A 25,998-nucleotide genomic window follows, 5' to 3' on the forward strand; every position below is an offset into this window, starting at 1 on the left:
AGCCCATCCGAAGATGGGCAAAAATTCCTAGCATGTATACATCAATCAGAGGCGTTCAAATTAGAAGTCGAACGTTTTGCTGATTGAGAAAGCAACAGTATTGGAACCGCCTAGATCATCGTCTGGGTTGATGTAAGCAACGTTCATATCTAGACCTTCGTAAGTTAGGCCGTAACCTAGCTCTACGTAATCACCTTCGTAATCCTTACCAAAGGAACCGTAAGTCAGGTAAGCACCTTCATATTCACCTGTTAGTGCAACAAATGAATAGTCTGCTTCAGCTGTACCAGAAGGCTGATCTTCTGTACCTAGTGTTACTTCAAGGTTCAAAAAGCTATAACCTACATTTAGGTTAAGCTCATGGTAATCAGTTTCAGCTTCAGTGTAGAAATAACCTGTGTAGCCAATGCTATAAGCGAAATCCCCAGCTTCACCAGCATAACCACCGTAGATATCGTACTCAATATCTTCGTCAGCCAAATTAGTTTCACCCACAGCCCAGATACCAGCATATAGGCCATTATCTGCTTCGTAGTCGATACCGCCCATCATAGTTGGGCCATCAGAGTAATCCACACCACGGAAGTAATATTCGCTCATCGCGCCAATATTCGCAGACAGACCTGCTTCAGCCATAACAGAAGCAGATAATAGACCCGCAGCAATCAAAGATTTAGTGGTAGATTTAACCATGATGTTGTCCCCTCAATATAATATTTCATAATTACTACACATAAAGCACAGCGCGTGCCAACTTAAAAAAAAACATAAAAAACAACAAATTAAACAAATTATCTCTATTTCCCATCTACCAATGATTAATCCTTGCACCAAATATGAACCCTACTTTTGTGCGCATGCACCAAATACAAGCACAATTCAGAAATAGTGATTTTCTATATAATCAAATGCTGACTACGGAGGATCACTTCATTCAGAAACAATATCTCTAGCACAATGTATTTCAGTAATTGAAAACTAAGATAAGAAAGGCACTTAAAATAAGTATTAGGTAACTATGGCTTCTAATATCAATATACATTTTGCTATAGGCAAAGAACTTCAATCACCAAACCTAGGGCGTTTCTATAAACGGAATGGCCATAAAGGACGCATCCAATCAGATGATCGTTGTATCTGGCTAACAAGAGATAAGGAAATAATAGCTGCGGCAAGGCTCTCAACTATCACAGAGCACCATTCCTCAGAGCAACGCAAGACAGTACTCCTAAGAGGATTATGGGTAGATAAGCAACAAAGAAGCCTAGGACTAGGCAGCTATTTGTTGAAAGAGATTTGTACAAAACAGATAAACCTAGATGTTGATCTTTTTTGCTTTGCCTATGAGGATGCAGTTCCCTTCTACCAAAAACATGGTTTTAAAACTGCGGCTGATTCAGCACCTCCCTATCTGCTAAATAAACATAAAGCCTACAATTCTAAAGGACAGGATATTCAGTTGATGGTTTACAGCAATTGAGGTTAATCTGCGAGTTCACATTCAATATACACACTTTGCTCTAGCCAATCCGCCACCGTTCCTTCTGCTTCAGAAAGATAATCAGCAATTTGATTAGACATACCAGCTGGAAGAATCATGGGAAAAGGTAATACTTCCCCTTGATGAGCAGCTATTACTGTCATGTGAGGCAATCTTGCTGAGTGATCCAGTAATTGTGAATAATGTGCTTTTGTAAATCGATCTTCAGCCCCAGACAGTACTAAAAAACGCCTTTCAGGCTCTTCCGATAGAACCTTATGAAGGTCTGACAAAAACCCTTTAGGGGAAAAATCTATATAAATAACCGGTAAGGACAATTCTTCGATTTTCGGCTGGTTACTATTGGCCAAAAGCGTAACAGAGGTGATTTCTTGGGGCAGCTGCTCTAATACATACTCAATACAGCGTAAACCAAGATCATAGCTGCAGAGCGCCCTTCACTATCCAAATCCCCACCGATATAAACAATCGCGTTAACGTCCATCTGTTTAAAGCCCCCCATGGTTAGGTTAATGCCGTTATAAGTATAACCAGTGATAATGATTTCGCTTATTTTCTACATACAGAAGCAACCGCCACAGTGTTATTGCCCTAAAATCACTGGTAATATTTCGCACTGCTGCCACCTCAAAAGGGCCGGTACTTTTCACACTCTGTGTTACTAATCATCTGGTTGCGATCCAACCAAGAGGTAAAATTTTATGACTGTTTTCTCTCACACATCTATATCCCCTTTTCTTCTAGTCAGCCAAAACAAAAACCTTTGCTAGTTTGATTGCTAAATTCTAAAGCCATAACAGATTGTCACTGACTTCATAATGGAAGTTCTGAATTCTAAGCAAACGGCTTTAATTCCTTTTATTTCAGTAAGATCCAATACTCTGTCGCAGACTTCCCTATGCCGATAGAGATGTTTCAGGAATTGTAATGACTATTTTTAACCACTCGGAATTCGATCAACATCAACAGATCGTCTTTTGTAATGACCCAGAAACAGGCCTAAAAGCAATAATCGCAATTCATAGCACCCAACGAGGTCCTGCTTTAGGCGGGTGTCGAATGTGGAATTACGCTAACGACGAAGAAGCACTAACCGATGTACTGCGTTTATCCAAGGGCATGACTTACAAATCAGCTTTGGCCAACCTAGCTTTAGGTGGCGGGAAGTCAGTTATCATTGGCGATCCTCGCAAGCACAAAGCCGAAGAGCTCCTAGCAGCAATGGGACGTTTTTTAGAACGGACGGGGAACCAATATATTGCTGCTGAAGATTCGGGGACATCCGTACCTGATCTAAGAATCATGGGACAAAATACGGATAATGTTGCAGGGGTGACAGAACATCCAGGTATCGATGGCCAACCCTCTAACGGCGATCCATCACCGGCAACGGCATACGGAACATTTATAGGTTTAAAAACAGCAGTAAAGCATCGACTAAACATCACTAATCTCAAAGGACTTAAAGTCGCGATACAAGGTGTTGGGAACGTGGGGTACCGCCTAGCTGAATACCTCCATAAAGAAGGCGCCGAGCTATTTGTCAGTGATATCAATCCAGAGCAAGTAGAAAAGACAGTGAACGAGCTAGGAGCGAAGGCAGTACCTCTAGATCAAATTCTGTTACAAGACGTTGATGTAATCGCACCTTGCGCATTAGGTGCCAGTTTGAATGATAAAACCATCCCGCTTATCAAAGCCAAAGTCATTGCGGGTGCAGCTAATAACCAATTATCACGCCCTCAGCACGATCGTGAATTACATGAACGCGGTATTCTCTATGCGCCTGATTACGCCATCAATGCTGGCGGTATCATTGATATATCCTACGAGCGTAGCGGATATGATGCTGCCAAAGCCAAAGCCCATATTGAAGCTATTGGAGATACATTAAACGAGATATTCAATCGCTCGGTACAAGAAAATCGGCCTACTGGTGAAATTGCGGATGAACTTGCACTTGAACGCCTAGGTTAAGTCAAAACTGTATAAACTAAATAAAAAAGCTGACTAAGATGTCAGCTTTTTATTTCTAGTCCCCCCCTAGTCAGATTGATAAGTAATTCCCCCCACCCGTTATTAGACGCTACAATTTTATTGATCTAGATCAATTACCTCCTCGTAAAAAGGATAAACACAGTTAGGGGTGACATTATGATTTCAGCAGAGGCAGCTGCCGTTCGAGACCAACTCATCGAAAAAGGATTAGAGACACCCACGATTGAATCCCCTCTGACCCAAGACGAAAAATACGAGCGAATTAAAGGGCTTATGACTGAAGTTGTAAGTACCTTAGGCTTAAACCTAGAAGACGATAGTTTACGAGAAACCCCACATCGCGTAGCTAAGATGTATGTTTATGAGATTTTCTCAGGTTTGGATTATGAGAATTTTCCATCAATAGCAATGATCGAAAACAAGATGGATGTAGACGAGATGGTCAAAGTTCGCGACATCAATCTCGTAAGTTCTTGCGAACACCATTTCGTGACTATAGATGGCACAGCAAAAGTCGCTTATATCCCCAACAAAAAGATTATTGGTTTATCTAAAATCAATCGATTGGTTAGGTTTTTCAGCCAACGACCTCAAGTTCAAGAACGTCTAACGAAACAAATCCTAATTGCACTCCAGACTTTATTGGAAACAGACAATGTAGCTGTTTCGATCTCTGCTACACATTATTGCGTCAAATCTCGCGGCATCATGGATGTCAATTCAGCAACCGAAACCACTGCACTCGGCGGAATATTTAAGACTAACGAACGTACACGAGCAGAGTTTCTCACTTAATCTGGAGCTAGCGATGAAACTGCAGGTAGAAGATATACACGACCTTGAGCCGATAGATAAAGTAATCATTCACTCACTTGATTGGATGCTATATCAAGTAACCATTCAAACTGAGGGACAAGAAAGGCTCTTATATCAAGGAGATTCCCCTTTTAAAAGCCGCAGTTTGCTTGAGATACAAGAGATTTTTCAGTTTATGAATGTAGAACATTATGCTCTTCGAAGACCTAATAGCGCTTATGACGAAATGGTTGGACAACCCCCAAGCGTTTTCCCAGATAGCTTTGAAACTTCTCAAGCTTGGAAACAAATTAAAGATACGCGTCATTAACACGGATATCGAAAAAGATGGTAAACATATCAAAACCAATACTAATCACCGGAGTGGGTAAACGTATCGGCTTTGCATTAAGCAAGCATTTTATACAGCACGGCATCCCTGTTATTGGAACATATCGAACCTACTACGATAATTTAGAAGAGATCTCTGATGCCGACCTGATTAAGTGTGACTTTTATAAACAAGAAGACCTTAACCATCTTATCGACCATGTAAAAAGTAACTACACTAGCCTCAGAGGTATTATTCATAACGCATCTGATTGGCTGCCTGAAACCAGCAAACATTCTCCCGAAGACATCTTCAATAAAATGATGATGGTCCATGCCGGCGTTCCTTACCAACTCAATTTGGCACTAAAAACCCTGTTGGAAAATTGCGAATCAACTACCGACATCATTAATATTACTGACTATGTTGTGGATAAAGGTAGCGACAAACATATCGCTTATGCTGCCAGCAAAGCAGCACTAAGCAATATGACCTTATCCTTTTCATCGTTACTCGCGCCAAAGGTCAAAGTAAATGCTATTGCCCCCTCTTTGATCATGTTTAACCCTGAAGACGACAGCGCTTATAAAGCTAAAGCTTTAAACAAATCCCTTTTAAAAATTGCGCCAGGTACTGAAGAGATAATTAAAGCGGTAGATTACCTACTGGATAGCAAATATATGACGGGCAGGACATTGTCTTTAGACGGTGGCAGACATATCCGTTAGATATTTATTCATCAGGGGAGTATCTCTGCGCCATCCCAAGCAAATACCTTCCCGCTTTGTTCTGGAACCAAACGGTCTACAACGCCCAACAGATAAGCAGCTGATTGTTCAGGCGTAAATAATTTCCCTTCGGGTACCTTAGTTTGAAATGGTTTTGAAAGAGAGGTGTTCACCGTTCCTGGATGCAGGCCTACAATAATTGATTCTGGAGTTTTTCTTTGTGTCTCTATCGATAAGGTTTTAAGCAGCATATTCAGAGCACTTTTACTGGCTCTATAGCCATACCAACCACCCAAGCGGTTATCACTTATACTTCCCACTCGTGCAGAGATAACAGCAAATACAACTTTGCGCTTTTTGCTAAGTAAAGGAACAAGCTGCTGAGCGATCAACATAGGCGCTGTAGCATTAATATGGAAAAGCTTTTGGAAGTTTTCCATATTAATCTGGCTAAGGCGCTTTTCAGGCTGAGTTTGCTCATCACGAAGCAGCCCGGAACAAACCAATACCAAATCAAGTTCTACATTATCTAGAAGCACGCCTAATTGAGAAATGCTCTTTTCCGAATACAGATCGAGATAACCATAAGTTACCTTATCGTTGCATCGCTCTATTGGCTTCTCTGCTGGCAAGCGTGAAAAAGCAAAAATATGCCCAACATCAGGATCTTGAATAAGGTGCTTAATCAGTGCTGATCCGATCCCACCAGTAGCACCGATTAGCACTACATTTTTTTGTCTGTTTTTTACACTGTTCATATAAACTAATACGGCGAAAACATCTGAACCGATCAAAGGATTCTGCCGTAACAGATAAATAAACCTGTTATGAACAACCATTATGTTGCAAGAACTTAAAGCTAAACCGATCGTATTTTTCGATGGTGGGTGCCCTCTTTGTAAAAAAGAGATTCATCATTACCAACGAGTAGATACGGATAATTCTATTGAATGGGTTGATATCCATCTGAATCCAGAGCGTTTATCTGATCACAACATAGAACTAAACGCAGCGATGGAGAGGCTTCATTGTATTAATAGTGATGGAGAAACCATCACAGGTGTCGCAAGCTTTTTCTTAATTTGGGAAAACCTGACGCGTTATAAAAGAATTGCTAGTTTATTAAGAGCCCTAAAATTAGACCTATTATTAGAGTTCATCTACACACGATTCGCGGCATGGCGTTTCAAAAAACGCTGCAATGATCATTGTTCACCAATATCGAGAAACTAATCCATTCATATCGATTGAAGCATTAAAGCGTGACGCCATGAGATACAATCCCGCCAGTTTTCGATGAAGAAAAAGTATATCCGGGGGTGGTGAATGCCATGCATCAGGGTCACTGCTCATCGATAGGCCTTTATCTCTGATCTTCTCCGCCAATTGAGAACCAGAAAAATCATAGTTTCCTTTAAACCTCAAAGGCTCAGTCGCAAGAACAAAGATATCTAAAACGACATCGAGATTTTTTACTTCCTTACCCTGAGCTAAAAAGCCCAGCTTATCTAATGCTGAGGCCAACGCTATGCGATCTTCGAAAGTAGCTGCGTGCAATGCATTTTGATAGTTATCAACAAAAGAAGGATCAAACTCACGCGTCGCCCCAAAGTCCAATAGCACTAACTGCTTGCTCTCTAGGTTATAGAGAAAATTCGCCAAATTAGGATCTGTTTGCACACATCGATATTCTAGAAATTCAGCAAAAAATAGCTCCATCATCAAAGACATTACCCGATTCCGCTCTTCTTGAGAGACGTAAGCTAATTTCTCTATAGACTGTCCCTGCATGTAACTCATGCAAAGGATTTCATCGGTCGAAAGATCATCATGATATTCAGGGAACATCAACTCTTCGCGCCGAGGGAAAGCAGCCATGTTCGCAGCGTAATTTCTTAGTTGCAGGCCTTCATGGCGGTAATCCGCTTCAAGTTTTAGTTGCCTTCGAGCTTCACCAACCAGTGGGGTTAGATCTACGCCCTTGGGAATCAAACCGCTCAAACGTAATAGCCCAAAAACATTATCTAGATCACTATCAATACTCTCTCGAACGCCAGGGTATTGGATCTTGATCGCAAGTTCCCTGTGATCGAGCGTTAAGCCTTTATGTACCTGTCCGATCGAAGCGGCTGCGATTGGCTTAAAACTAAACCGTTGGAATTGATCCTGCCACTCTTCCCCCCAATTTTTTTCCAATACATCTAATAACTGAACAGCCGGCATGATGACCGCTTCAGCTCTTAATCGCTCGAGCAATAAAGCCATATCAGGTGGAACTAAACTCCCTGCATCCATCGAAAGCAATTGCCCAGCTTTCATAGCAGCACCACGCCTAGAGGCCAACTTATCTGCTAGCTGTTTTAAGTTTTTCTCGGAGATAAGGAGATCTCTTATTACTGGCGATTTTCCCTGCATCAGCTCTTTACCACCATCCACCAACATATTTCCGGCAACTTTGCTTGCTAAAACCCCCAACGTAGTTAGTCGAGATATCCTTGAGGTAGGAACCGCTTTTGCCTTTTGATCTAACAAACTCATCCATTAGGTAAATTCGCTTCAATAAGGTTAACCAAGACAGGATCTGAGGGTTTAATGAAGCTTTTAAAATTAGCGATCATCTCACCGTCAGGGGAAATAAGGTATTTATGGAAATTCCATCCTGGGTACTGCCCATCCGCCAAACTTGCTAAGTGCTGATAAAAAGGATGAGCCTTGCCCTTAATAGCGTGCACTTTTTCAAACATCGGGAATTCAACGCTGTAGGTTAAGCGGCAAAAATTAAGGATCTGTTTTTCAGAACCAGGCTCTTGACCGGCAAAATCATTAGACGGAAAACCAAGTACGACAAAACCCGAGGAGTTATATTTTCGGTAGAGTTTTTCAAGACCATCATACTGTGGCGTAAAAGCACATTTGCTTGCAGTATTAACCACGAGTATGAGCTTTCCAGAATATGCTTCGCATAGGTTTTCGTATTGATCTTGACCTAGTCGTTTAAAGCGGTAGTTAAGCAGCTCTCGACAAGTCTGCCCTTGTTCAGCTTCAACAACCTCTGCTGAGGCCGGCCTAATAAACAGAAGCGAGCAAAACAGAAACATGATGATTGAAGATACAGCCCAATTCATAGCTTTCCTCCGGATTCCTTTCCAAATGCATACGAACAAAATAAGCATACGGATTATGCAACCGAGGCATAGGACATAAATTGAATTTCTAGTAGTCTGCCGCGAAATAGATTGCGAGAATTAAAACTACAAGATAGAACAAATATAGAAGTGCTTAGAAACGAAAAAAACGATTTAGAATTAACTAAATAGGCTTAATCTGAATTTGGTAGCGAGATAGGTGTTTAACCAACGACCTCCACCCAAGGCTAAAAGAGCTTAGTCCGAAGAGCTACTAAGCTCCTCCACAAAATCACTAAACTCCAAATACGAAAAAGCCGACTTAGAACTAACTAAATCGGCCTAATCTGAATTTGGTAGCGGGGGCTGGAATGATTGGCTATCGCCATCTTTCAGGCTGCGCACTTCGTGCTAGATGGTAATGACTTCGTCATTGCTGAACCAACGACTTTCGCCTGGGGTTACAAGAGCTGAGCCCGACGACCTACCAAGTAGATCCACTCAAATTACCATACCCCAGATACGAAAAAGCCGACTTAGAACTAACTAAATCGGCCTAATCTGAATTTGGTAGCGGGGGCTGGATTTGAACCAACGACCTTCGGGTTATGAGCCCGACGAGCTACCAAGCTGCTCCACCCCGCATCAACGTGGCGCGTATATTATAGATGCTTACCCTAAACCACAAGCCTTTTTTCAGATTATTTTCAAATAGATAGAAAGCCGAACTTAAGCACCATCTTCGGCCGCTTCTCTTAAAGCCCGTTCATGACGAATAAGCTCTTTTTGCAAACTTACCACCAGTTCTGATAAAGCCATATGCGCTTTATCTGACAAACCTTCAAATTCAGCGCCACAACGCCCTTTCCCACAGAAAGAAACTTTTAAGCGCGGCTTCAAACGGTATTTTTTAGTCGTTTTAAAAAGAATTGCTACATCTTCTAAATAACCGGAAAAACTTTGATCGGTCTTAAAAGCAACGCCTGTTGCAGAGATATCCAAAAGCTCAACCGTCGTATCGCCAATCGTCATTTTAACCTGACCACTCGAAGCAGCTCGAAAAGCTTGGCGACGATTTTCCTCTTCAGAAAGTTCTAATTCTATAGCTATCTTCACTGTGCTGCCCTTTTCTCAAGCACAAATTCTAAACGGCGGTTTTCTGCTCGCCCTTGTAAAGTAGAATTAGACGACACGGGCACCGAGTCGCCATAACCCGTCGCCGAAACTCGATCCACTTCTAAACCACCACGCACCATATATCGAAGCACATTGGTTGCACGTATGGCAGACAGATCCCAGTTGGAAGGGAATCGTGGCGTTTCAATAGGTATATTATCGGTATGACCATTAATGCTCAGCTTCAGAGCTGGGTTTTTCTTTAATGTAAGAACCACAGAATCCAGAACCGTCATCATCTCCGTATTAAACTCAGCAGAACCAGACGGAAAGAGAACATCCCCTTTAATTTTGATGGTCACCTTGCCATCCTTAGGCGTTCCGACTTCAACCGCATCGGTAGCCGCAGCAATTTGAAATTGCTGATTAATTTCGTGAGTTAATTTCGTCAACTCCGAATTAATCGCTACATTTTGTGATTCAGCTTCATTCTCGTTCGGCTTTTCAGCTTCTTTATCTGCAATGTCTGTCGCAGGAAGGGATTCTTCAATCTCCTCAGGTATCTCAGTTTTAACTGGGGCATTATGAGGCAGGTCAATAATACTGTTCGCCCCATCCTCTCCCTGAAAAGCATCATTAAGAGATCTGATTGTTTTTTCGAAACGTTCAGCTTCGACACTTGATAGAGAAAACAACAAAACAAAAAACACCAAGAGCAATGTCATTAGATCAGCAAATGTGTAGATCCAACTTGCGCCCTCTTCTTCCTCTACCAGTGTTTTCTTAGAGTTCATTTAGACCTCCCGACTACTTTTTCTTGCCAATCGCTACTTTTTTTCGCTTAGCAGCAGGAATATAAGACGAAAGCTGTTCATATACGTGCATATAATGATCATTAGTCAGGATACTAATGCACCCTTCTCGTATAATTTCTAAGTTAGTTACTTCAAGCAAAGTTCTAGACTTAAGCTTCCCAGCAATTGGAAGGAAGACCATGGTTGCTAATAGAGAGCCGTAAAAGGTTGTTAATAGCGCTACAGCCATAGAAGGGCCAATTGCTTCAGGATTATCCAAAACACTCAGCATTTGGATTAGACCAATAAGAGTTCCCAACATACCAAAAGCAGGCGAGTACGCTGCCATTTTTTTAAATACATCTTGCGTAGCATGATGACGAGATACTAACGAATCGATTTCGTTTTGAATTGTATTTCGAATGACTTGTTCTGAAGCAGCCTCAGCCAAGAGCATACATGCTCGTTTCAAAACAGGAGACGAGCTCTCGACATCACCCAGCTTTAACAAACCATGGCGGTGACTAATACGACTTAATTCTAGCATCGTATCAATCATCTCCTGTGGATTGGTTTTATCCTGAGTAAAAACGATAAATGCACCTTTAAAAGAGTTAAGCACATCTTTAAATTGCACCGTCAGCAAAGTAGCAGCGATAGTACCCCCAGCAACAATCATCATGCCTGGGACATTCACAAATACATCTGCACTTCCCCCCATGACGATGGCAGAGATAATTAACGCTAGGCCCGAAATGATTCCCAACAGTGATGCAAAATCCATTAGATCTCTCTCTTCAAACTACGCATTGCTTATGATCTGAGGGTACAATCTACACTCTCTTGAATCAAAGTACATTACATACCCACAAAAAACGTGATGATACCTTCTAACTTATCAAATGCTTCGCCACGTTGTTATATAGGCCTAACTCAATGGCAGCATGCGGCATGGCAAGATAACTTCCTAGAGCGCAGTAGTCATATTCATGTGTTAAATGCTTATGCGCGCCATTTTAGTAGTGTAGAAGGTAACTCAACTTTTTACGGTTTACCCAAACAAAGTACCGTTGAACAGTGGTACAAAGAGTCTTCAGATAAATTTCGTTTTTGCTTTAAATTTCCACAAGAAATAAGTCATCAACGACAACTCACCCACTGCAAAAATGAAACCCAGCAGTTTTTCGAGCGGCTCGCTCCGTTGCAAGAGAAACTAGGTTTACTCTGTATACAACTACCTGCTGCATTTGGCCCTGATTCTCTAAACGATCTTGAAAACTACCTAAAATCACTCCCAGCCGATTGGCAGTATGCAGTAGAAATTCGCCATCCCGAGTTTTTCCAAAAAGGAAATGCCGAGCAACAACTCAATCAGCTGCTGGTTTCTCAAAACTGTAATCGCATTAGTTTCGATACCCGTTCTTTATTTGCCCACCCTGCAGAGGATGCGGTAAGCCTTAAAGCGAAAGAACACAAACCTCAACTCCCTGTACATGCCATATCAACAGGGCATTCCCCTATGATTCGCTTTATCACGCCTTTAGATTGGCAATGGGGAGCCCCTTACCTTGACCCATGGGTTAGTAAAGCGATAACTTGGATGCAAGAAGGAAAAACACCTTATTTCTTTTTCCATACACCAGATAATGCTGAGGCGCCTCAACTAGCGGCTTATTTTGTGCAAAAGCTTGATGCCTCGTTACCTGGCTGTTGTTTGTTCACACCATGGCAAGAACAGAACAGGCAACAAGACACCCTGTTTTAAAACAAGTCTTATATTAGCTTCAGCTATTTATTAAACCCAAAGATTTATTGTCCCCAACGACTGTGGCTCTGTAATAAATAAGCCAACTCTTCTGGTGTTGAGCTCCGCCCTAAGACTTCATTCCGATGTGGGAATCGACCAAACCGCTCTATCTGCTCATAATGCTGGCATGCAAAGTCTAACCAGTTTTCTACTTGTAGTTTCTTTTCGCCTGCCACTTCTAACAACATCTGCTCAAAACTACTAACACACAACTTTTGCATTTGCAGGTTTTCAGCATGTTCTAAAGGCATATAGAAAAAGGTACGTTCGACAACCTCTAACGCTTTATCATATCCTTGGGTTCGTCCGCTAAGACAAAGTTGTAAAGCCTGACTATCACCAGAAAATGCGTCAGCAGAACCTCTATAAATTGTGCGGGTAAATTGATCTAACAACAGAATTAACGCCAGTCGGCCACGCGGTGTTTCTGCCCAAGCATCTAAATCACCACGTAAAGCCTGACGAACTTGATGACCAAAAAGCTCATTGATCAAGCGATCATTTTCAGGAGAGCCTGCCCACCATAGTTCTGAGCGATCACAGACTGTAAAACCGTCATCTATTTGACCGAACCAAAAACCTAAAACTTCATCAATCTTTTCAATCATATAAAAATCAATAAGTTAAAATTACAGTTTTAAGGGTAGTCTATTTTGAGGCTAATCAGTCAAAACATCGCTTTTGAATAAAGAGTTCCTGATAGAAAAAACCTTGTACGTAGTCGATACCTAACTTTATTGCCGTTGCCAAATCTTCAGCAGACTCTACCCCCTCCAATACAGTCTTTTTACCACTAACACGCGCAAAACTAATGACACTTTTAATTAGTAACTGCATATTCTCAGTCAGATCATCACGTAGCCAACTCCGATCAAGCTTGATGTAGTCCACTTCACTAAGAATGTTCATTGCAATCATGCTACCAGGCGCACCGACATCATCTAAGGCAATCGCAATGCCCTGTTTTCGCATCAGTTCAGAAACATCATTACTTATCTTGGCATCATTGACGTCAGTATTTTCGATCAATTCAATAACTAGATCGGTATTTCCCTTGAGCAAGTTAACCATCGCATTTTGACCCGAGCCATCCGCATCAGTACAAACGGAAAAAGCATGTGGATCAAGATTCAAAAATAGCGCCACACCCTCTGGACGATAACGCATCTGTAAACGCTTAAGTTGCAACTCAACTTGCGCCAACATGAGAGGACTGTAGTGCAAAACTTGAAAAACATCTAAAGGCGGAATTGCTCGACCATCTGCATGATAAAAGCGCGCTAATGCCTCATACCCAAGAATATCCCCCGTATGTGCATCTATTAAGGGTTGATATTCCACACCAAATCTTTGCTGCTCAACTAAATCCAATAACTCTAAACTACTACCGCTGACAACATTCAAACTACAATTTAGCAAAGCACATATTCCAGAAATCTAAACAATAATCAGTATTAATTCGATTAGCAAAGATAGCAAATATTTAATAATTTCTCTAGCTTCACTTACGTTAAATAACTATCAATGACAACGTACCTTGGGTTAGTAGGTTTGCAGGTATATGGAATGGGACAATAGAAATACTCTGTTTTCTTATCACCAGCGAACCGCTACATTAGTGGAAAGACCCAAAGCTAATTAGGATCAAATTATGCAGCGTCTCATTTTAGTATTAGTGATTATTTGTATTGGCGTAGCTGGATATCTGTTTATACAGAAGGAACAAGCTCCAAATACCATAAAAAATGCTGATACACCGTCTAAATCATCCACCCAAAAAGAAGCTCGCCAACATATTGACCGCTTAACTTCGGGGCAGGAAAGTCCGATTAAAATTGAGCAAGCGAGTAATTTTGTAACGGCTGATCAACTTCTTAAACTCCCAGCTGTAAAAACGTCCACTCAAGCGGAGATTCTGGAAGAAGCCGAAAGCCCACAAAGGAACAGATCGACCGCAGAAGCGCAAGGTGAAACCTTTGCAGTGAGCAGTCATCTGAGCGTGATAAAAACAGGCAAGAACGAAAAAAATACTAACGCTACTGTCGCAAATACAGCCTTAGTCTCAACTCAACAGATCAAACTGTTGGAGTTATTAGATGATCCCGATAACTCTGCACAGAAAGTCTACTTTATTCATGCCGTTAATGAGGGGGATGATGAAGGTTTATGGGGAATCATCCAACACGGCCTCATGCGCACCTTTACTGAAGGACTTTCTTTACCGGGTTTAGGAGAGAAAGTTTCAGTAGATATTCCGAAAGATGCTGATGAAGCTTTAGGTGATAAACGTAGCTCCTTTTTAGGTCAGGTATTAAAAGCTAAAGTAGATCAAACCTATATCTACAACTACCAAAAAGGGATCTTAGGTGAGAACCCCAATTTAATTAAACCTGGTCAGCAGTTAGTCATTGTTACATTTACAGAACAAGAGCTGATCGGTATTTACCACCACTTTATCAATCAGTAAGGCACTGCGATGATCGATTTATACACTTGGGGTACTCCAAACGGGCGAAAGATATCCATTATGTTGGAAGCCTTGCGCCTTCCCTATCGAGTCCATCCAGTTAACATTTTAGAAAAAGAACAATTTGAACCTGCTTTCAAAGCGATTAGTCCGAATAGCAAAATCCCAGCGCTAATCGATGATGAAGGTCCAAACGGCGAAACCATCCAACTGTTTGAAAGCGGCGCTATTTTAATTTACTTAGCTGAAAAAGCCGGTGAATTTATCCCTTCAGACCCACAAACACGCTTAGAATGCCTACAATGGTTAATGTGGCAGATGGGTGGTTTTGGTCCATTTTTAGGGCAAGCACATCACTTTAATCGCTTTGCACCTGATGCTTCGGACTATGCCAAACAACGCTACAACAACGAAGCCCAACGCTTATGGCAAACTCTCGATACGCAGTTATCGAATAAACAGTTTGTGATTGGGGATGAACTTTCAATTGCAGATTTCGCCATCTACCCATGGGCTATGCGTTATGAGTGGCAACATGTAGATCTGGACAAGTTTCCGTTTGTGAAAGCTTGGATGGAACGGATGGGCCATATTGAATTCGTACAAAGAGGCATGCAGATTCCATGATCGCCAGCCGTATCATTGGCCATAGGGGGGCTGCACATTTAGCTCCCGAGAATACCTTAGCGGGTATTCAAATGGCCGCTGAATGCGGTGTTACTTGGGTCGAACTCGACACTACGCTGCTCGGAGATTCAACTCCAGTTTTATTTCATGACGAGCATCTAGATCGCTGTACTAATCAGCAAGGTCCATTAAGCGCTCTAAGCTTTGATGCCCTTCCTTTATTGGATGCTGGCAGTTGGTTTCATCCAGAATGGATAGATGAACCTATGCCCCACCTTTCGGATGCTCTAAGACTTTGCCAAGAACTACAATTGGGCCTGAACCTAGAGATAAAACCTTTCGATTTAGAGCCAAATCTCGTTGCAGAAAAAGTCTTTGAGCAGATCAGCGTCTATTGGCCTACACCCGAAAAGTTGATTATCAGTTGTTACAACTTTGACCTGCTGAGCGCTTATAAGGCACTAGCCCCCCAAGCTCAGATTGGACTTTTATATGACCACCTCCCTGAACTTTGGCAACTGAAAGCCGAGATGTTAGAAGCGGTCAGCCTACATTGTGATGCCAACCTAATCACCCCAAGTGATGTAAAAGTGATCAAACAAGCAGGGTACGAACTCTACTGCTATACCTGTAACGACCCCACTCAAGCTGCAATGCTTTTTGACTGGGGTGTGGATGGAATTTTCACCGATAATCCGCCGTTAATGCGATCCTGTATCCCCTCAAATAATCTAAACGAAGCCTTTATATCCCTTTAACTAACAAGACGGTTTTCGCGGTAATCGGTCAGCGCTTGTTCTATCTCAGTCATTGAATTCATCACAAAAGGACCATACTGGACCACAGGTTCACCAATAGGCTTACCTGCCAAGATCAACATACGGCTATCACTTTGTGCTTTGATAACAACGCCTTTACCTTCAGAAAGCTCAGCTACTTGGTGTGGATCAACAGGCTCTCCAGCCACCTGAGCTTCACCTTCAAAAAGGTAGATCGCAGCGTTATGCGACTCTGGCAATGCCAACTCAATTTCTCGCCCAGCTTCGAGCTGCAGGTCACAATACATTGGTTCAGTAGCACTGTTTTGCACAGGCCCTTTTAAAACTTGGCCTTCCAAATTTATTTCACCTGCAACAATCTTCAATTGATAGCCTTCACCGATCAATTGTGGCACCTGTTCAGGCTCAATATTTTGATAAGCAGCCGGTTGCATCTTTTCTGCAGCAGGTAGGTTTATCCACAACTGAAAACCACGCATCAAACCGTCTACACGCTGAGGCCGTTCTTCATGAATCACCCCTCTGCCAGCTTTCATCCATTGCACACCACCCGCTCTTAGATCTCCTTCATTACCCATATGATCACGATGGATCATGTGCCCATCCAACATATAGGTCACAGTTTCAAAACCACGGTGGGGATGAGGTGGAAAACCAGCCAGATAATCATCTGGATTCTCTGATGAAAACGCATCCAACATCAGAAAAGGATCAATCCGAGTAGCCTCGCTTCTACCTATGCTGCGCTTCAATTTAACCCCAGCACCATCCATACTGTCTTTCGCTGGGATAATGCGTTTGATACTTCGTAGATTGTCTAACTTACTCATAACGCCTCCCGACCATGTGGTGCAGTTAAATCAAATGCAGGACCAACTGAAATCACACCCGTCGGATTAATCGTACGATGGCTGCGGTAGTAGTGGTGCCTGATGTGATCCATATCTACCGTTTCGGCGATATTAGCCATCTGGTAAATCTCGCGCAGATAGCCTGATAACGCTGGATAATCGGCAATTCGACGTAGATCACATTTAAAGTGCGTTACATACACAGGATCAAAACGGACCAAAGTTGTGAATAAACGTAGATCAGCTTCAGTAAAATGATCCCCAACTAAAAAGCGCTGTTGTGATAGACGCTCTTCCAACTGATCCAAGGCTGTGAATAACTCAACTACGGCAGCATCATAAGCCGTTTGCGAGGTAGCAAAGCCTGCTCGGTAAACGCCATTATTGACTTTGTCGTAGACCCAGGAATTGACCTCATCAATCTGAGCGCTAAGGACTTCAGGGAAAAAATCACCTACCTTTGCGCCAATATCATCAAAAGCACTGTTAAGCATACGAATAATTTCGGACGACTCGTTATTCACAATAGTATGGGTCTGCTTATCCCATAAAACTGGAACAGTGACTCGCCCGCTATAGTTTGGCTCTGCTTGGGTATACACCTGATGTAAATAATCATGACCGAATAAACTATCACCCGTGCTCGCCGCAAAATCACTTGCAAACGTCCAACCATGTTCAAACATGAGCGGGTGTACGACATCAACCGAGATATAATCCGTCAGCACCTTTAACTCACGCATAATTAGTGTGCGATGCGCCCATGGGCAAGCCAGAGAGACATAAAGATGATAACGACCCGCTTCAGCTTTAAAGCCTGCTTTACCACTAGGCCCAGCGCTACCGTCTTTAGTTACCCAGTTACGAAACTGTGATTCGTTACGAACAAATTCACCTTTATTGCTCTTAGTGTCATACCACTGGTCATGCCACTGGCCATCAATCAACAAGCCCATTGTGTACCTCCTTAATTAATGGATAGCAGCAATCTGCTGGTTAGCTTTAGCAAAAGAACTTTCGGCCAAATCACCCATGCTTAGCCCTTCAGCATAAATAACCTCACTCTCACTTAGGCCGATAAAGTTAAGGAACTGCTGCACAAAAGGGATCTGAAAATCATGGCCCTGATCACGATATAAGCCGCCACGTGTGGCCAATAGGTAAACAGGTTTACTTGCGATTAAGCCGACTGGCCCCTGCTCGGTATATTTAAATGTCACACCTGCGCGGGCAATCAAATCGAAATAAGCTTTCATCTGAGTCGGTACGCCAAAGTTATACATTGGCACGCCCATCACAATTTCATCTGCAGCTTTTAATTCAGTAATAAAGAGATCTGAGCGAGCAACAATCGCTTGCTGTTCTTCGCTGCGCTCATCAGCCGGAGTCGACAATGCCGTCATAACAGTCGCATCCAGATGCGGAACATCTTCGGCAACCAGATCACGGACAATCACTTGGCCCTGTGGGTGCTTCTCTAACCACTGCTCAATAAAGTTATCAGCCAACTGACTTGATTTACCGCCGTTACCAAAAATGCTGGATTTAATATGTAGTAATGTAGCCATCGAATTCACCTTAAAAATCTGTTTTCTCGTTCTTACAGATCTGCCTCTGTAACTGATGGGATCATTCTCTTATTTAATTAAACGATTAAAAACAGCTATAATCTGCTCAATTTAATCGAAAAATTAGATAAATAATGCCTCAAGTTACTCTGGAACAATGGCAAAGCCTCATCGCGGTGGTCGAAAATGGCGGCTACGCAACCGCAGCTGAAGCGATGAACAAAAGCCAATCCTCTATCAGCTACGCAATTCAAAAGCTAGAGAACACCCTGAGCGTACAAGCCTTCAAGGTTGAAGGTCGCAAAGCAGTTTTAACTGCCGCAGGAAAAACCCTCTACCGCAGAGCACGGGTTTTAGTGGAAGAGGCACAACAGATGGAAAATTTAGCGAAGCAGTTTGCAGAGGGTTGGGAGCCGGATATTCGCATCGCTATGGATGCCCTGTTTCCAGAATGGCTTATGCTAGATGTGATTGCTGAATTTACACAACAGAGCCCTCTGACCCGAATCGAGTTTATCGAAACGGTATTAAGTGGCACCGATGAAGCCTTACTGAAGAAAGAAGCCGATATAGTGATTGGATCACGCATACCTCCGGGTTTTATGGGCGACCCTATTTTAGATGTCACCTTTGTCGCCGTTGCCACACCCAAGCACCCCCTTCATCAGCTTAACCGCACTTTAGATCACAAAGACTTACGCCTGCATCGTCAGTTAGTCATTAGAGATTCCGGCAGCAGAGATGTCGATTCAGGCTGGCTGGGTGCAGAGCAGCGCCTAACTCTGAGCAACTTTACAACCTCAATCGCCGCTGCCTGCCGTGGCTTAGGCTACGCTTGGTATCCAAGTCTTAAAATCGAAAAGGAGTTAGAGCAAGGGCTACTCAAACCACTCCCCCTGAATGCTGGAGCAAAGAAAAGTGTTCAGCTTTGTATGATCTACACGGAGGGGGATTATGCCGGACCAGCGACGAAGCTGTTCGGACAATTATTGCAACAGCGCTTACAAAATTTGTAAGCGTTTCCCTTTAACATTCCTTGCTATAGCTTTCTGTCTACTTTTGTTTCACTACTTTCAACTTGCTTAAACTTCCGAATTAAATAGGCTAATTTTGACTTTATTGATTTAAGTCGGCGCTAAAAGTATTCAACAGACTTAATATGGTATAAATATTCAAGAACAAGGCTTCTGTAAAAGCTGTAGTCGGAGCTAGAACATGATTCAGTCCCATTTAAATCAGGACACCCAAGAACTAACCATCTCGATAGGTGAACGGTTTGATTACTCAATTCACAAAGCTTTTAGAGATGCGTACAGAGATGTCAAAACACCTAGAACCAATATTGCCATCAATTTGTCCTCCACCAAATATATCGATAGCTCAGCTTTGGGTATGCTCCTAATCGCCAAAGAGCATGCTGAAAATATTAATGGTGTAGTGACCTTAGTTCGCCCTTCCGAAACGGCTCTTCGTATACTAAAACTTGCCAACTTCGATCAGTTATTCAAAGTTGTCTAAATAGATTTAGTAAACCTTCTTTACCCACCCAAAGTCCAAAAATCGAACACACAATATGGATGTGTGAACGATTTTCTAAAGGTTCTTTAAAATATCCTTCCTAGTGTTTTAACCCGTGCTTTCGCCACAGATAATAAACGGCCGGTAACAAAATCAGTGTTAACACTAAAGCACTCGCCATACCACCGACCATCGGCGCCGCAATTCTTTGCATGATTTCAGCTCCCGTTCCATCTCCGTACATAATCGGTAACAAGCCTGCAATCACGGTAGCAACTGTCATCAGAATAGGTCTGACTCGCTTACCAGCACCTTCCGTTATAGCTTCCTGCAAAGCTTGAAGGGTTAGCCCTTCTGGCATCTCTCGACACTTTTCTTCGTAGGCCTGATTGAGATAAACCAGCAATATCACACCTATCTCGACCGCTACACCCGCCAAAGCGATAAAGCCTACGCCAACGGCAACAGAGAAGTTGAACTGGTTTAGATAAAGCATCCAAATCCCGCCTATCAACGCCAATGGTAGCGTCCCTAAAATCATTGCCACTTCAGCAAATCGTCGAAAGCTAAGGTAGAGGAGTACAACTATGATGGCTAAAGTTAGCGGGATCACATAAGTCAGCCGCTCTTTCGCACGGAGAAGATATTCATACTGGCCCGACCAGTTAATCGAATATCCAGCTGGCAACTGGACTTGTTCAGCCACAACCTTTTGCGCATCAGCGACATAAGAACCTAAGTCTCGTCCCTCAATATCGACATAGGTCCAGCCATTAGGCCGAGCATTTTCACTCTTAATCCCAGGAGGCCCTGCCTCTATCCAAATATCAGCAACATCAGCCAAAGCGATACGTGCGCCTGTCGGCGTTACTAGCGGTAACAAACGCAGTTGTTCCACCGAATCTCGGTACGCTTGTGGATAACGCACATTGATCGGATAACGCTCTAAGCCCTCAACGGTCTCACCAACATTTTTGCCGCCAATAGCGCTGGTAATCACTAACTGAATATCGGCAATATTAAGACCATATCGCGCTGCTTTTTGACGTTGAATATCGACCTTAACGTAGCGTCCACCCGCAACACGCTCGGAATACACTGATGAGGTACCCTCAACATCCACCAGCACCTGTTCTAGTTGCTTACCTATATCTTCAATTACTTTGAGATCAGGCCCAGCAACCTTTAAACCGACTGGGGTTTTAATACCTGTCGCCAGCATATCGATACGGGTTTTAATCGGCATCACCCAAGCATTGGTTAGACCCGGCAATTTGACGATCTTATCCAACTCTTTGGTAAGCTTTTCGGTGGTCATCCCCTCACGCCACTGATCTCGTGGTTTCAACGTGATAAAGGTTTCAATCATGGTCAGCGGCGCAGGGTCTGTCGCGGTTTCAGCACGTCCAATTTTGCCAAATACACGCTCAACTTCAGGCACCGTACGAATCAACTTATCCGTTTGCTGCAGTAGCTCTCGCGCCTTACCAATTGAGATACCGGAGTAAGTTGTTGGCATATACATTAGATCGCCTTCATCCAGAGGCGGTATAAATTCGCTACCTATTTTATTAACAGGCCAAAAACCAATCACCGTAACCGTTAACGCCAAAACAACGGTGAACTTAGGCCAATTTAGGACTAAACGAATCACCGGCACGTAGATCGCTTGGAGAATACGATTCACTGGGTTCTTAGTTTCTGGAAGCACATTACCGCGGATACAGTACCCCATCAGAACCGGTACTAAGGTAATTGCAAATCCCGCTGCGGCGGCCATGGCATAAGTTTTGGTATAAGCCAAAGGCGAGAACATTCGTCCCTCTTGTGCTTCCAAAGCAAACACAGGGATAAAGCTCATGGTAATGATCAACAGGCTGAAAAAGAGTGCTGGTCCAACCTCTGCAGACGCCTCAGCGATAACCTGCCAGCGGTTTTCATCTGTTAGCGCGCGACGCTCAATGTGTTTATGCACATTCTCGATGAGCACAATGGCACCATCCACCATAGCTCCGATGGCTATTGCAATCCCGCCCAAAGACATGATGTTGGCATTGATCCCTTGGTAATACATGACGATAAACGCCGCCAAAATCCCAATAGGCAGACTGATAATCACCACCAACGAGGAGCGGAAATGGAACAGAAACAAGGCACAAACAATAATAACTACGACAAACTCTTCTACGAGTTTCTCAAATAAGTTATCCACTGCTCGATCAATCAGGCCTGAGCGGTCATACACTGTGACGACCTCTACACCTTCAGGTAGGCTACGTTTGAGCTCTTTTAACTTAGCTTTGACTCCCTCAATCGTTGCCTGCGCGTTTTCGCCAAAGCGCATCACAACCACACCACCGACAACTTCGCCTTTACCATCAAGTTCAGCAATACCGCGGCGCATCTGAGGCCCGATTGTCACATCAGCGAGGTCTTGCAGTAATAGCGGCGTGCCTTGAGGGGTGGCACCCAGTGGAATATTCTTAATCGCTTCCAAGCCATCTAAATAGCCGCTCGCTCTGACCATATATTCGGCTTCGGCCATCTCAATGACCGAAGCACCGCTCTCTTGGTTAGCGCGTTTAATCGCTAGATTGATATGCGATAGCGGTATATCAAAAGCGCGTAGTTTTTCCGGATCTACTTTGACTTGATATTGTTTGACCATGCCACCGATAGGAGCGATTTCTGACACCCCGGACACGGTCTGCAACTCATACTTTAAAAACCAATCCTGAATGCTGCGCAGCTGGGCTAAATCATGCTGCCCCGTGCGATCGACCAATGCATAGAGGTAGACCCAGCCCACCCCTGTGGCATCAGGCCCAAGCTGCGGTTTGGCACTATCAGGTAGAGACGAGCTAACTTGGCTGAGATACTCTAATACTCGGCTACGCGCCCAATAGAGATCTGTATCTTCTTCAAAAATCACATAAACGTATGAATCCCCAAAGAACGAGAAGCCACGAACTGTTTTTGCGCCCGGTACCGACAACATTGCCGTCGTCAGTGGATAAGTGACCTGATCCTCCACCACTTGTGGTGCTTGACCGGGATAACTGGTTTTAATAATTACCTGAACATCGGAGAGGTCTGGAATCGCATCAATCGGCGTGTTTTTGACTGCATAAGCCCCCCAACCAATTAAAATAACCGTCGTCAGCAGAACAAAAAAACGATTGTGTATCGACCAATAAATTATCCCTTTGATCATAGTTTACCCCCAGGGATACTTTCTGGGGCTTTAGGACGCGGCAATATAAAATCCGTTAGCTGCAAGTCGCTCATATTGGCACCGCGTAAGCGGATTTGTACCGAGCCAGCATTACGTAAAGCATCTAAATCCAAGGATTCATCAGCTTTAACCTGCATCAACATAGCATCCTGTTTCCACTCTCGAATCGCTTCATGCCTAATTGTTAGAAGGCGTGATTCAAAGTTAACCTCTTCAACTGTTGCGCCAACCCACACTTCATCAATCAGCCCCATGGCCGGTGGTGTCAGGCGTAAGAAATCAGAACTGATACTGGACTCGGAATCGAGCATAAACTGAGCCGATGTAACGACTCTATCTTCTGGGAATAAACCCTGAATAATTGCAGTGCGTCCAGCCATACTCGGACCGGTTTTAACTTCAACCGATTTGTACTTACCCTCTCCTAAAGCAAGAACAATTCGGTCTTGATCGCCGGTTTTGATGACTGCTGTATCCGACACATTCAGCATAGGTTTGGTCGGTACCGACTGGATAGTGATCTGAGCAAACATATCCGGTTTAAGCAGCAGATCAGGGTTATCGAAACGTAAGCGGACATTCAACGTTCGCGTTTTTTGATTAACCGTCGGATAAACATAATCGACCTGCCCACGCCAGATTTCCCCTGGCATAAACGCTAAGGTCATTTCGGCTACATCTCCCTTCTGTACGGCGCTGCCTTGGCGTTCAAATAGCTCTGCGGTCACCCAAACCTGATCTAAAGGCGCGATCGTCAATAAACGGCTATTAGGCTTAATATAGGTACCTCTGCGCAACGAGATCTGGTCGATATAACCAGATACAGGCGCATAAACAGGTAGCTTTTGTAGAGGCTGACGCTGTTTAATTAAAGTTGATAACACAGCCTTAGATACGCCCAGCGCGACCAATTTACTTTCACTGGCATTACGTAAAAAACGATTACCGCTGCGTAAGGCTGCTAAATACTCTTCCTGAGCATTCACCAATTCAGGGGAATACACCTCGTACAGTAGCGCCCCCTTTTCAACATATTCACCTTTGACGCTGACCTTAACTTCCTCAACCCAACCCGAAATACGTGAATGGATATCGGTCACTCTCTCCTGATCAACCCCGACATAACCCACGGTTTTTAACTGCGCTTGCAACGGACTAAATAAAACCGTTTCCGTGCGTACAGAAAGATTGTTTTCAACCTCTGGGGAGATTGAAATTGTCCCCGGTGAATCACCACCCGCTAGATCCTCTTCATAAACAGGTACTAAATCCATCCCCATAGGAGAGAGCCCCGGTTTATCGCGTTTATAATTTGGATCCATCGGTGCAACCCAATATAGGGGCTGATCATTTGCAGCAATTGAGGAATCAGCGCTATCGGATTTTTGCTGCGATAGAAAGTAGCCGGCCGAAGTCCCAATTAACAAAGCTCCGAGTGTTAAAACAGCTTTATTCATTGTCCCATAACTCCTTGAGCTGGATGAGCGTTGTTAATCACCATTGGATCTTGTCCCGCAAAGTAGAAATTCACCGTCGCTGTCGCCATCGCCACCTGATGTTGTAGAAGGATCTGTTGTTGTTGAGCTTCGAACTCTTCCATAGCTGCGATAGATACTGCTTTAAAGCCTGACTCCGATGATGCGTATGCACGCAATGCCGATTTTCGCTTGGCTGCTAACTGCTTCAAGTAGGCTTGGTTGTAGATGGCTAAGCGCTGTTCATAGCCTTGTAGATTAGCTTTAGCGATGGCTAATTCGGCTCTTAATTCGCGCGCTTTAAGGAGGTAGATAGCTTTACTGGCTTCCCGTTGCTGTACTGCAGCACGGCGACGCTGATCTTGGCGCTTTTCGGGGAACAACGGTAGATCCATGGTCACAGCGACACTAAACAGGTCTGCTCGGTCACGACCATTGTCATGGTCAGCACGATAACCGTAATTTGCATCCAGTTTGAAAGCAGGTTTATAAGCCTGATCCGCTAGATCAACCGCTTTATCCTCAATCGCAATATTCTGTTTCAGAATCTGAATCTGAGGATGTTTTAAGATCGATCGATCTTGCTCTGCCTGCGAACTATTTCTTGCTGAAAGTAAATCTAGATCAAAGCCGGTAGCAATAGATTGATCAAAATATTCAACTGCTATCCACTGCTGTAACGCACTTTTTTGGGCTTGAATCATCTGTTCTAACTGCAGCATGCGGTCTTTCAGTTGCGTAAGTTTTACTTCAGCATCCAATACCTCATGACGTAAGGCTTTACCCGAGCGGTAATTAGCCCGACTCACTGCTACCAGTTCATTAAAGATATGCTGTTTAGCTTTGAAATGGGCCAACTGCGCTTTTGATTGATGCAGTTTTAGCCACGCCTGAGAGACATTAAGTTTCACACTAGCAGCACGCAGTTGACGTTGTAGCGGGCTTTTTGCCGCTTTTTGCTGCCACTGCTGTTGTGATAACTCCAAGCTGTTACCCCGAGGAAATTGTTGTGAGACACCTAGCTGCAACTGAGTCATGTTCTCTTGTTGGAAATCAAAACTATCTGTTGGCAAATTTGCCAACCCAAGCCTTAATTTCGGATCAGGCAATTGAGCACTCGCGATCGCTTTAGCACGTAGTGCCTGCTCTTGATACACACTGCTTTGATTCCAATGATCAGAACTAAGAGCATTCTGAATAGCAGAATCTAAACTCAGTTCTGCTTGAGTAATGCTGCTGAAAGTCAGCAGACTAATAATAAATAATGGGGATAAACGCATAGA

General features: G+C 43.4%; 28 protein-coding genes and 1 tRNA gene. 12 read left to right on the forward strand and 17 right to left on the reverse strand.

Annotated elements, in window-relative coordinates:
- Positions 1-60: 60 nt before the first annotated feature.
- Positions 61-693: a TorF family putative porin gene (locus ACMXYR_RS12130; protein ID WP_415885461.1), complete on the reverse strand. Its 633-nt coding sequence runs from the start codon at positions 691-693 to the stop codon at positions 61-63.
- A 325-nt stretch (positions 694-1,018) separates the two neighbouring features.
- Between ACMXYR_RS12130 and ACMXYR_RS12135 the strand changes: the two genes are divergently transcribed.
- Complete coding sequence (locus tag ACMXYR_RS12135; protein WP_415901788.1) at positions 1,019-1,480, forward strand: GNAT family N-acetyltransferase; 462 nt, start codon at positions 1,019-1,021, stop codon at positions 1,478-1,480.
- A 2-nt stretch (positions 1,481-1,482) separates the two neighbouring features.
- Here the strand turns inward: ACMXYR_RS12135 and ACMXYR_RS12140 are convergent, their stop codons facing one another.
- The gene (locus tag ACMXYR_RS12140) at positions 1,483-1,902 is read right to left on the reverse strand and encodes a hypothetical protein (protein WP_415903648.1); all 420 of its coding nucleotides are present in this window, start codon (positions 1,900-1,902) and stop codon (positions 1,483-1,485) included.
- A 526-nt stretch (positions 1,903-2,428) separates the two neighbouring features.
- Here ACMXYR_RS12140 and ACMXYR_RS12145 point away from each other — a divergent pair.
- The 4 genes from ACMXYR_RS12145 to folM all read left to right on the forward strand — a co-directional run bounded on the left by ACMXYR_RS12145 (position 2,429) and on the right by folM (position 5,353).
- Positions 2,429-3,478, forward strand: coding sequence for a Leu/Phe/Val dehydrogenase (locus tag ACMXYR_RS12145; RefSeq protein ID WP_415901789.1), 1,050 nt, complete (start codon positions 2,429-2,431; stop codon positions 3,476-3,478).
- A gap of 177 nt (positions 3,479-3,655) precedes the next feature.
- A complete protein-coding gene (gene folE / locus ACMXYR_RS12150) occupies positions 3,656-4,294 on the forward strand; it encodes a GTP cyclohydrolase I FolE (RefSeq protein WP_415901790.1) in 639 nt (212 codons plus the stop codon).
- A gap of 13 nt (positions 4,295-4,307) precedes the next feature.
- Positions 4,308-4,625, forward strand: coding sequence for a DUF6482 family protein (locus ACMXYR_RS12155; RefSeq protein WP_415901791.1), 318 nt, complete (start codon positions 4,308-4,310; stop codon positions 4,623-4,625).
- Between the two features lie 17 nt (positions 4,626-4,642).
- Positions 4,643-5,353 carry a dihydromonapterin reductase gene (gene folM / locus ACMXYR_RS12160; protein WP_415901792.1) on the forward strand — a complete coding sequence of 237 codons (711 nt, stop codon included), beginning with the start codon at positions 4,643-4,645 and terminating at the stop codon, positions 5,351-5,353.
- Positions 5,354-5,364: 11 nt separating this feature from the next.
- Here the strand turns inward: folM and ACMXYR_RS12165 are convergent, their stop codons facing one another.
- Positions 5,365-6,111 (reverse strand): SDR family NAD(P)-dependent oxidoreductase, encoded by a 747-nt coding sequence (locus ACMXYR_RS12165; protein ID WP_415901793.1) that lies wholly within the window; start codon positions 6,109-6,111, stop codon positions 5,365-5,367.
- Positions 6,112-6,193: 82 nt separating this feature from the next.
- Between ACMXYR_RS12165 and ACMXYR_RS12170 the strand changes: the two genes are divergently transcribed.
- Complete coding sequence (locus ACMXYR_RS12170; protein ID WP_415901794.1) at positions 6,194-6,586, forward strand: thiol-disulfide oxidoreductase DCC family protein; 393 nt, start codon at positions 6,194-6,196, stop codon at positions 6,584-6,586.
- Here the strand turns inward: ACMXYR_RS12170 and ACMXYR_RS12175 are convergent.
- From ACMXYR_RS12175 to ACMXYR_RS12200, 6 genes are all read right to left on the reverse strand, one after another.
- Complete coding sequence (locus ACMXYR_RS12175) at positions 6,566-7,885, reverse strand: ABC1 kinase family protein (protein WP_415901795.1); 1,320 nt, start codon at positions 7,883-7,885, stop codon at positions 6,566-6,568. The two genes, ACMXYR_RS12170 and ACMXYR_RS12175, sit on opposite strands and share 21 nt — an antisense overlap.
- 2 nt (positions 7,886-7,887) lie before the next feature.
- Positions 7,888-8,478, reverse strand: a complete 591-nt coding sequence (locus tag ACMXYR_RS12180; RefSeq protein WP_415901796.1) for a glutathione peroxidase — start codon at positions 8,476-8,478, stop codon at positions 7,888-7,890.
- A 568-nt stretch (positions 8,479-9,046) separates the two neighbouring features.
- Positions 9,047-9,123, reverse strand: a tRNA-Met gene (locus ACMXYR_RS12185).
- A gap of 84 nt (positions 9,124-9,207) precedes the next feature.
- Positions 9,208-9,594, reverse strand: a complete 387-nt coding sequence (locus ACMXYR_RS12190; protein ID WP_415901797.1) for a PilZ domain-containing protein — start codon at positions 9,592-9,594, stop codon at positions 9,208-9,210.
- On the reverse strand, positions 9,591-10,388 hold the full coding sequence (locus tag ACMXYR_RS12195; protein ID WP_415901798.1) for a flagellar motor protein MotB: 798 nt from the start codon (positions 10,386-10,388) through the stop codon (positions 9,591-9,593). Before ACMXYR_RS12195 ends, ACMXYR_RS12190 begins: the two co-directional genes overlap by 4 nt.
- A 13-nt stretch (positions 10,389-10,401) precedes the next feature.
- Entirely contained in the window at positions 10,402-11,172 is a 771-nt protein-coding gene (locus tag ACMXYR_RS12200) for a motility protein A (protein WP_415885474.1), read from the reverse strand.
- A 96-nt stretch (positions 11,173-11,268) separates the two neighbouring features.
- Here ACMXYR_RS12200 and ACMXYR_RS12205 point away from each other — a divergent pair, with 96 nt between their 5' ends.
- On the forward strand, positions 11,269-12,153 hold the full coding sequence (locus ACMXYR_RS12205) for a DUF72 domain-containing protein (protein ID WP_415901799.1): 885 nt from the start codon (positions 11,269-11,271) through the stop codon (positions 12,151-12,153).
- Between the two features lie 44 nt (positions 12,154-12,197).
- On the opposite strand, the gene ACMXYR_RS12210 is transcribed toward ACMXYR_RS12205, so the two are convergent.
- Together ACMXYR_RS12210 and ACMXYR_RS12215 are read right to left on the reverse strand one after the other, a co-directional pair.
- Entirely contained in the window at positions 12,198-12,803 is a 606-nt protein-coding gene (locus tag ACMXYR_RS12210; RefSeq protein ID WP_415901800.1) for a DUF924 family protein, read from the reverse strand.
- 55 nt (positions 12,804-12,858) lie between these two features.
- Positions 12,859-13,614, reverse strand: a complete 756-nt coding sequence (locus ACMXYR_RS12215) for an EAL domain-containing protein (protein WP_415901801.1) — start codon at positions 13,612-13,614, stop codon at positions 12,859-12,861.
- A 232-nt stretch (positions 13,615-13,846) separates the two neighbouring features.
- On the opposite strand from ACMXYR_RS12215, the gene ACMXYR_RS12220 reads away from it, so the two are divergent.
- From ACMXYR_RS12220 to ACMXYR_RS12230, 3 genes are read left to right on the forward strand one after another with little or no spacing between them, the layout of a single operon-like run.
- Complete coding sequence (locus tag ACMXYR_RS12220; protein WP_415901802.1) at positions 13,847-14,662, forward strand: hypothetical protein; 816 nt, start codon at positions 13,847-13,849, stop codon at positions 14,660-14,662.
- A gap of 9 nt (positions 14,663-14,671) precedes the next feature.
- Positions 14,672-15,289 (forward strand): glutathione S-transferase family protein, encoded by a 618-nt coding sequence (locus tag ACMXYR_RS12225; protein WP_415901803.1) that lies wholly within the window; start codon positions 14,672-14,674, stop codon positions 15,287-15,289.
- Positions 15,286-16,047 carry a glycerophosphoryl diester phosphodiesterase gene (locus tag ACMXYR_RS12230; protein ID WP_415901804.1) on the forward strand — a complete coding sequence of 254 codons (762 nt, stop codon included), beginning with the start codon at positions 15,286-15,288 and terminating at the stop codon, positions 16,045-16,047. The genes ACMXYR_RS12225 and ACMXYR_RS12230 overlap by 4 nt, the downstream gene beginning before the upstream one ends.
- Here the strand turns inward: ACMXYR_RS12230 and ACMXYR_RS12235 are convergent.
- From ACMXYR_RS12235 to ACMXYR_RS12245, 3 genes are read right to left on the reverse strand one after another with little or no spacing between them, the layout of a single operon-like run.
- Positions 16,044-16,898 (reverse strand): pirin family protein, encoded by an 855-nt coding sequence (locus tag ACMXYR_RS12235; protein WP_415901805.1) that lies wholly within the window; start codon positions 16,896-16,898, stop codon positions 16,044-16,046. The two genes, ACMXYR_RS12230 and ACMXYR_RS12235, sit on opposite strands and share 4 nt — an antisense overlap.
- Positions 16,895-17,875, reverse strand: coding sequence for a glutathione S-transferase family protein (locus tag ACMXYR_RS12240; protein ID WP_415901806.1), 981 nt, complete (start codon positions 17,873-17,875; stop codon positions 16,895-16,897). Before ACMXYR_RS12240 ends, ACMXYR_RS12235 begins: the two co-directional genes overlap by 4 nt.
- Positions 17,876-17,890: 15 nt before the next feature.
- Positions 17,891-18,487: an FMN-dependent NADH-azoreductase gene (locus tag ACMXYR_RS12245; protein WP_415901807.1), complete on the reverse strand. Its 597-nt coding sequence runs from the start codon at positions 18,485-18,487 to the stop codon at positions 17,891-17,893.
- Between the two features lie 134 nt (positions 18,488-18,621).
- Here ACMXYR_RS12245 and ACMXYR_RS12250 point away from each other — a divergent pair, with 134 nt between their 5' ends.
- On the forward strand, positions 18,622-19,503 hold the full coding sequence (locus ACMXYR_RS12250; protein ID WP_415901808.1) for a LysR family transcriptional regulator: 882 nt from the start codon (positions 18,622-18,624) through the stop codon (positions 19,501-19,503).
- A 199-nt stretch (positions 19,504-19,702) separates the two neighbouring features.
- The gene (locus ACMXYR_RS12255) at positions 19,703-20,005 is read left to right on the forward strand and encodes an STAS domain-containing protein (protein WP_415901809.1); all 303 of its coding nucleotides are present in this window, start codon (positions 19,703-19,705) and stop codon (positions 20,003-20,005) included.
- Positions 20,006-20,105: 100 nt separating this feature from the next.
- Here ACMXYR_RS12255 and ACMXYR_RS12260 read toward each other — a convergent pair whose 3' ends face one another.
- The 3 genes from ACMXYR_RS12260 to ACMXYR_RS12270 are packed head-to-tail and all read right to left on the reverse strand — an operon-like array spanning position 20,106 to position 25,995.
- Entirely contained in the window at positions 20,106-23,219 is a 3,114-nt protein-coding gene (locus ACMXYR_RS12260) for an efflux RND transporter permease subunit (protein ID WP_415901810.1), read from the reverse strand.
- Positions 23,216-24,697, reverse strand: coding sequence for an efflux RND transporter periplasmic adaptor subunit (locus tag ACMXYR_RS12265; protein ID WP_415901811.1), 1,482 nt, complete (start codon positions 24,695-24,697; stop codon positions 23,216-23,218). The genes ACMXYR_RS12260 and ACMXYR_RS12265 overlap by 4 nt, the downstream gene beginning before the upstream one ends.
- Entirely contained in the window at positions 24,694-25,995 is a 1,302-nt protein-coding gene (locus ACMXYR_RS12270) for a TolC family protein (protein ID WP_415901812.1), read from the reverse strand. The genes ACMXYR_RS12265 and ACMXYR_RS12270 overlap by 4 nt, the downstream gene beginning before the upstream one ends.
- Positions 25,996-25,998: the final 3 nt, after the last annotated feature.

Source organism: Neptuniibacter sp. QD29_5 (assembly GCF_047778125.1).
Classification (GTDB): Bacteria; Pseudomonadota; Gammaproteobacteria; order Pseudomonadales; family Balneatricaceae; genus Neptuniibacter.